This is a genomic window from Streptomyces sp. WAC05292, assembly GCF_003949955.1.
Classification (GTDB): domain Bacteria; phylum Actinomycetota; class Actinomycetes; order Streptomycetales; family Streptomycetaceae; genus Streptomyces; species Streptomyces globosus.
Map to the genome: position 1 here is coordinate 1 of NZ_RPSE01000333.1, position 7,181 is coordinate 7,181.

5 protein-coding genes are annotated in these 7,181 nt (G+C 73.8%); all 5 read right to left on the reverse strand.

Going from position 1 to position 7,181, the window contains the following annotated elements:
* Positions 1 to 857, reverse strand: an 857-nt coding sequence (locus EF903_RS25735) for an MFS transporter (protein WP_148142573.1), incomplete at its 3' end; no start/stop codon positions are given.
* Between the two features lie 54 nt (positions 858 to 911).
* Entirely contained in the window at positions 912 to 2,345 is a 1,434-nt protein-coding gene (gene pcaB, locus EF903_RS25740; protein ID WP_125547031.1) for a 3-carboxy-cis,cis-muconate cycloisomerase, read from the reverse strand.
* Positions 2,342 to 4,333 (reverse strand): FAD/NAD(P)-binding domain-containing protein, encoded by a 1,992-nt coding sequence (locus EF903_RS25745; RefSeq protein ID WP_125547033.1) that lies wholly within the window; start codon positions 4,331 to 4,333, stop codon positions 2,342 to 2,344. Before EF903_RS25745 ends, pcaB begins: the two co-directional genes overlap by 4 nt.
* The gene (locus EF903_RS25750; protein ID WP_125547036.1) at positions 4,330 to 5,553 is read right to left on the reverse strand and encodes an FAD-dependent oxidoreductase; all 1,224 of its coding nucleotides are present in this window, start codon (positions 5,551 to 5,553) and stop codon (positions 4,330 to 4,332) included. Before EF903_RS25750 ends, EF903_RS25745 begins: the two co-directional genes overlap by 4 nt.
* A 1-nt stretch (position 5,554) precedes the next feature.
* The gene (locus tag EF903_RS25755; protein WP_125547038.1) at positions 5,555 to 7,144 is read right to left on the reverse strand and encodes a class I adenylate-forming enzyme family protein; all 1,590 of its coding nucleotides are present in this window, start codon (positions 7,142 to 7,144) and stop codon (positions 5,555 to 5,557) included.
* Positions 7,145 to 7,181: the final 37 nt, after the last annotated feature.

A 7,181-nucleotide genomic window follows, 5' to 3' on the forward strand; every position in this document is an offset into this window, starting at 1 on the left:
AGCGGCCCGAGGAAGGTGTACTGCGCGGCTTCGAAGGGGGTGGCGCCGAACTGGCTCTGCAGGACGAGGCCGAAGGCGAAGCCGTAGCCGATGAAGGAGCCGAAGGTGCCCACGTAGAGGAGGGAGATGATCCAGGTGTGCGGGTTGCGGGCGGCCTCCCGCTGGGCGCCCGGCGCGCCGCGCACGGCCGCGAAGTTGTCCATCTTCCAGGCGGCGAGGACGGAGGAGGCCACGATCAGCGGCAGGTAGGCGGCGATGACGTACGAGGGGTGGGCGCTGCCCGCGGTGGCGATGACGAGCAGGCCGATCAGCTGGACCGCGGCGACGCCGAGGTTGCCGCCGCCGGCGTTGATGCCGAGGGCCCAGCCCTGGAGGCGCTGCGGGAAGAGGGCGGTGATGTTCGTCATCGAGGAGGCGAAGTTGCCGCCTCCGAGTCCGCACAGCGCCCCGACGAGGAGGAAGACCCACAGGTCGGTGCCCGGCTGTCTGATGAACCAGAAGGCGGCGAGGGCGGGGACGAGGAGGACTGCCGAGGCGAAGACGGTCCAGTTGCGGCCGCCGAAGCGGGTGACGGCGTAGCTGTACGGGAGCCGCAGGGCCGCGCCGACCAGGGTGGGGACGACCACGAGGAGGAACTTCTCGGAGGGGGTGAAGGCGAAGCCGATCTCGGGCGACATGAAGAGCACGAGGACGGACCACATGCTCCACACCGAGAAGCCGATGTGCTCGGCGAGGACCGAGAGGGCGAGGTTGCGGCGGGCGGTGCGCCGGCCGCTGCGCTGCCAGAACTCCTCGTCCTCGGGGTCCCAGTCCTCGATCCAGCGTCCGGTTGCGGGACGTGCGGGCGGCGGCGTCATGGCTCCTCGGCTTTCTGCTCGGTGCTCGGCGTCTGACACTCTGAACTATACAGTTCAGTTCAGTTGAATCTCAAGCGTCGGTGCGGACCGTTCCAGCGCCCGGTCCACCAGGGGGCCCGCCCCGCCCGTGTACGCCCCCGGATCGCACAGCTCCGCCAACTCGTCCTCAGTCCAACGCCCTTGCAGCGACGGATCCGCCGCCAGCACCTCGTGCAGCGGCAGTCCGCCCTCCTCCGCCGCCGCGGACGCCCGCGTCAGCAGCTGCTTGGCCGCCGCCTTGCCCAGCTCCGGCGCCAGCACGGCCGCGATCCGCTCCGACACCACCTGGCTGCCCGTCAGCAGCAGGTTCGCGCGCATCCGTTCGGGCCGCGCCGTCAGTCCCTCGGCGAGCTCGGCCGCCGTGTGCGCGGCGCCGCCGACCAGCCGCAGGCACTCGCGCAGCAGCTGCCATTCCGCGTGCCAGGCGCCGGCGGAGCGCTCGTCCTCCGAGACCAGGCACTGCACCAGCCCGGCCGCCAGCACCGGCACCTGGAGGGCGGCACTGCGCAGCAGCGTGCTGAGCACCGGGTTGCGCTTGTGCGGCATGGCCGAGGAGGCGCCCCGCCCCGCCGCGGCCGGTTCGGCGACCTCGCCGACCTCCGTCCGGGAGAGGTTCTGCACGTCCACGGCGATCTTCCCGAGAGCCCCCGCGGCGAAGCCCAGCGCCGCGGCGAGGTCCGCGACCGGCGTGCGCAGCGCGTGCCAGGGCAGTGCCGGCCGGGCCAGGCCCGTCTCGGCGGCGAACGCCTCCGCCAGCCGCTCCGCGTAACCCTCCGGCTGCTGCCCGGCGGCGCCGTCGATGCGGGCGTACTCCAGGTAGCCGGCCAGCGTTCCGGCCGCACCGCCGAGGGAGACCGGCAGCCCGCCGTCCGCGACGCGGGCCAGCCGCTCCTCGGCGTCGAGGACCAGCTGCCGCCAGCCCGCCGCCTTCAGCCCGAAGGTCGTCGGCACCGCCTGCAGGGCCAGCGTCCGGCCCGGCATCGCCGTGTCCCGGTGCTCCGCGGCCAGCCGCCCCAGCGCCGCGGCGGTGCGGGCGAGGTCGGCGCGGACCAGGCGCAGCGTGCGGGCGGCCACCAGCATGGCCCCGGTGTCCAGGACGTCCTGGCTGGTGGAGCCGCGGTGGACGTACTCGGCGGCGGCCGGATCCTCGGCGGCGACCACCCGGGTCAGCGCCTGCACCAGCCCGACCACCGGGTTCGCGGTCTCCCGCGCCGCCAGGGCCAGCGCGCGCAGGTCCAGCCGGTCGGCGCGGGCGCAGCCGGTGATGGTCTTCGCGGCTGCCTCGGGGAGCGTGCCGAGCCGGGCCTGCGCCCGGGCCAGGGCGGCCTCGGCGTCCAGCATCGCCTGGAGCCAGGCGAGGTCGGAGACGGCCTCCTCCGCCGGGGTGCCGGCGCGCACCGGGGACAGCAGCCCCGCGTCGGTGAGCGCGTCGCTGCCTGCGGGGCTCATACGAGGACCCCGGTCAGGTCGGTCTCGGCCGGCAGCGACACCCCGGCCGGGACGGCCGCGGCGGGCGGCAGGGCGAGCACCGAGCGGGCGATGGCGTCCGAGTCGCCGAGCGTGACGGAGTCGACGCCCGGCCGGATGCCGGCCGCGGTGACCCAGTGCACGGACTCGGTGGGCACGCCGTACGCGAACCGGCGCGGGTGGGCGAGGCCGCGGGCGTCGAGGAGCCGGTACGGGCGCTCGGTGACGGCGAGGCCGCCGGACTCGTAGCCCGCACCGCCCGGCCCGGAGATCCGGTAGGTGGTGCACTGCTCGGTGTCGAGCAGGTGGCGCAGCAGCGGGTCGTCGGTGCGCCGCAGGTCGGGCTCGGGAAGCCGGGCCTCGATCAGCACGCCGGCGCGGACCGGCGGGCCCGGGACGGTGCGGGAGGCGGCGGTGAACGCGGCCTGGCCGGAGGAGGTGTCGACACGGATCTCGGTGCCGGGACCGGTCAGGACGAGCACCCCGGCCTCGATCAGCGCGATCATCTCCTCGATGCGCGAGGCCGGCGGCCCGATGGAGAGGAAGGCGTTCAGCGGGGTGTACCAGCCCTCCAGGTCGTCGCGGTGCGAGTCGGCGGTCAGGCCGCCGTGGTCGACGGCGAGGCGGATCTCGTTGCGCAGGTCGCGCAGGACGTCCAGGGCCGCCTTGAGGGGTCCGCTGAGGTTGCCGGCGCGGGCCGCGGCGACGTCGCGCTCCAGGTAGGCCACGAGCCACCGCCGGAAGTCCTCGCGGTCGGCGAACTCGCGGTCGCCGTACGGCCGGGAGAGCGCCTCCCAGCTCCAGCGGTCGGCCGCTTCGATGCCGTACACGTCGAGCAGGGCGTCCCGGTCCGCGGCCTCCTCCAGGGACAGGAAGCGGCGGGTGAAGCCTTCGCGCTCGTCGCCGCGGCCGCGGGCCTCGAGGAGGGTGCCGTAGTAGACGCTCTCGGTCTCGCGGGAGATCAGCGGCCACAGGTCGGCGGTGAAGCCGATGCCCTCGCCGTCCGCGGAGCGGGCGCGCAGCTCCTCGATGCGCTGCGGGGTCAGCAGCCGCGGCAGGTAGCGGCCGTAGGCGCCCTTCTCGTTCTCGCCGCGGGCGTGGTAGGGGATGCCCCGGCGCGAACTGGCGTACAGGACGGGCTCCCTGCCCGAGGGGTGGTAGGTGAGGCGGCCGTCCTCGCCGCGGGTGAAGCTGCCGCCGCGGCCGGCGGTGAAGAGGGCCATGTGGTCGAAGAAGTTCAGGCCGAGGCCGCGCAGCAGGACGTTCTCGCCGGGCAGGACGCTGTCGAGGTCGAGGTCGGCGGGGTTGGCGGGGGTGAAGTAGCGCAGGTGGTGGATCCGGGCGAGGCTCGCGGTCTTCGCCTCGCGCGGGGTGAGCCGGGCCGGGACGTGCCCCTGGGCCAGGACGATCGCGTCGAGGGCGTCGAGGCGGGTGCCGTCCTCCAGCCGGACGCCCTGCGGACCGCCGGGGATGCCGTGGGTGTCGGCCATGGCCACCGCCCGCGAGCGGTGCACCCGCACGGTGACGTGGGCGGGGGCGCCGGCGACGACCCGCTCGAACGCGGCCCGCAGGTAGCCGCCGTAGAAGGCGCGGCTGGGGTAGGTGTTCGGGCCCAGGCGGCGGGCCTCGGCGAGGACGGCCGGGTCGGCGCCGTCCGCGCCGTCCGCCGCGGCGAGGCCCTTCGCCCACTCGTACAGGCTCGGGCCCGGCTCGATGGGGCCGGCGGTGCGGACGCTGTCGTCGGTGTAGACGGTGATCTGGGAGGCGACCGTGTTCATCAGCAGGTGCTGGGACTGGTCGGAGCGCCAGACCTGGCCGGCGCCGGGCGCCGAGGGGTCGACGACGTGGACGGTGACCGCGTCGTGCGAGGGGGCGTGCCGCTCGTTGGCGCACAGCCGCTCCAGGACGGACAGGCCGCGGGGGCCGACCCCGATGAGGGCCACCTGCACGTGGTTCGGGGTCGAGGTCATCGCTGGTCTCCGTTCGGGGCGGTGTGGGCGGCGGCGGTGGCGGAGGTGTCGTCGGTGCGGTGCCCGTGCATCCAGGCGACGTAGTCGTGGAGCTCGTCCCGGCTGAAGCCGGCGAGGACCGCGTTGCGGTCGGAGGCGGCCGCTCCGGAGGTGTGCCAGAGCTTGATGCTCTCTCGGGCCAGCAGCTGGATCCGGCCGGTGCGCTCGCGCCGCTCGGCGTTGAACTTCTCGAAGCGCTGCGGCAGTTCGTCCGTGCCGCAGTCGAGGAGGTCGCCGAGGACGACGGCGTCCTCCAGGCCCTGGCAGGCGCCTTGGGCGACGTAGTGGAGCATCGGGTGGGCGGCGTCGCCGAGCAGGGCGACCCGGCCGTCGGTCCAGGTGTCGACCGGGTCGCGGTCGACCAGGACCCAGGACTTCCAGCCCTCGCCGAGGGCGAGCAGGCGCTGGGCGTCCTCGCCGAGCGAGGCGAACTCGCGGCGGATGTCGCCCTCGGTCGCGGGGACCCCGGCGACGGCCTCGACGGCCTTGTTGTCGCTGCTCGCGGCGAGGTTCAGGTACTTGCCGCCGGCGATCGGGTAGTGCACGAAGTGGCAGCCGGGCCCGGTCCACCAGGTGACGGAGGTCAGGTGGCGCAGCTCCTCGGGGACCTGCTCCATCGGGATGATCGCCCGGTAGACGGTGATCCCGGAGTTGCGGGGGGCGCCGTCGCCGACGAGCTGGCCGCGGATCGCGGAGTGGATGCCGTCGGCGCCGATCAGGGCGTCGGCGGTGAGGCGCTCGCCGTCCTCCAGGACGACGGTGGCTCCCGCGGCGTCCTGCTCGTAGCCGGTCGCGGTGGCGGCGCTGCGCAGTTCGATGCCCTCGGTGGCCTGGCAGGCCTCCAGCAGCTTGGTGTGCAGCTCGGCGCGGTGGACGACCGCGTACGGGTTCCCGAACCGCTCCCGGTAGGCCTCGGTCAGGTCGAGGCTGGCGACGTGCTCGCCGGTGACGCCGTCCATGAAGCGGAGTTCGTCCATCTGGACGGCGGTGGAGCGGACGGCGTCGCCGAGGCCGAGGCGGTCGAGGGCGTGCAGGCCGTTGGGGGCGAGCTGGATGCCGGCGCCTATCTCGGCGAACTGCGGGGCGCGCTCCAGGACCAGGACCTCGTGGCCCTGCCGGGCGACGGCCAGGGCCGCCGCGAGTCCGCCGATGCCGCCGCCGATGATGATGAGCTTCGCCATGTCAGATCTTCTCCTCGATGAGCTGGGACGCGGTGCCGGCGGCGATCAGGCGGGCGAGCTCCAGCCGCTTGATCTTGGTGGTGGCGGTCTGCGGGAGGTCGGACTGGCGCCACTGGACGGGCTCGGCCATCGGCGGGAGCCCGGCGGTGGCGGCCTTCCAGGCGGCGGGGTCGATCGGCCTGTCGTCGCGGGTGCAGACGATCGGGACGGCCCGGCCGGACTCGTCGGGGATGATGATGACCTCGGAGAGCTCTTCGAGCCGGGTGAAGAGGGTGTCCTCGGCGGCGAGCGTCGAGCCGAAGCCCTCGATCATGTCGACCTCGCGGTCGAGCAGGTGCACGCAGCCCCACTTGGTGCGGTAGCCGACGTCTCCCATCCGCCACCAGCCGTCGTTGACCTGCTTGTCGTAGCGCTCCTGCTCGCCGAGGTAGGTGACGATCCGGCCGTCGCTCTTGACCTCGATGAAGCCCGGGTTCGTCTCGGACACCGGCAGGCCGTTGCGGCTGACGACGCGTACGTCGGTCATGCCGGGGAAGGGCATGCCCACGCAGCGGCCGTCGGCGTCGAGCCCGCGGCGGCGGGAGAAGGAGCGGGCGACGGCCGGGCCGATCTCGCTCTGCCCGTACAGCTGGCCGAAGACGGGGGCGGTGCGCTCGGTGGCGGCCAGCAGCCGCTGCACGGTGCGCGGGTGGATGGCGTCGAAGGTGCTGGAGAACAGCTTGACGTTGGCCAGCGGCTTGCGGGGGTCGTCCGCCAGCTCCTCCCACTCCATGAAGGAGTTCGGGTGGGCCTCCAGGATGCCGGGGCGCAGCTGCGCGAAGAGGTCGGCGGCCTTGCGGGGGTCGGAGTCGGCGAGGACGACGATCGGGTAGCCGCGGAAGAGGGAGATGGCGAGGGCGGTGATCAGCCGGGAGTGGACGAAGGAGACGTGCATCGCGATGGTCTCGCGGCCCGGGAGCAGCGGCTTGGTGATGGCGGCCTGCGGGCGGTAGCGCGCCTGGAGGGTGGCCCCGGTGTGGACGGCGAGCTTGGGGGTGCCGGTGGTTCCGGAGGTGTGGGTGATCAGGGTGGGGTGCTCGGGCGGCATGGTGACGGCCGGTACCCGGGGGGAGCCGGCGAGGGAGGCGAGCTCGACGGCCTCCTTGTAGCTGCCGGAGGTGAGCAGGACCTGCTCGGCCTCCTCGAAGACCGAGGCCGGCAGCTCCGTCTCCAGCTTGTTCTGGTCGGTGAGGAGGTAGGGCTGGTCGGTGCGGCGCACCAGCTCGGCGACGGTCTCGCCGTCCAGCTTCGGTGACAGCAGCACGGGGACGGCGCCGATGCGGACGGCGGCGCAGGCCAGGAGGGTGATGTCGAAGCCGTCCGACTTGTAGATCACCACGCGGCGGCTGGGGCGGACGTTGGCCGCCCAGAGCCGGGAGGCCATGTCGTCGATGAGGTCGGCGACCTCCGCCACCGTCGCCCGGCGCCCCAGCTGGGGGGCTATGTCCAGGTCGTGGTCGAGGATCACGACGTTCGTCGGGTGCTTCCTGGCGGCCCGCTCGAAGAGCGTGCCGAGGCGGATGCCCTTGTTGCCGATGCGCTGGAGAATCATCGCCTTGCCTTTCTCACGTGACGTGCGGATGGGGGGC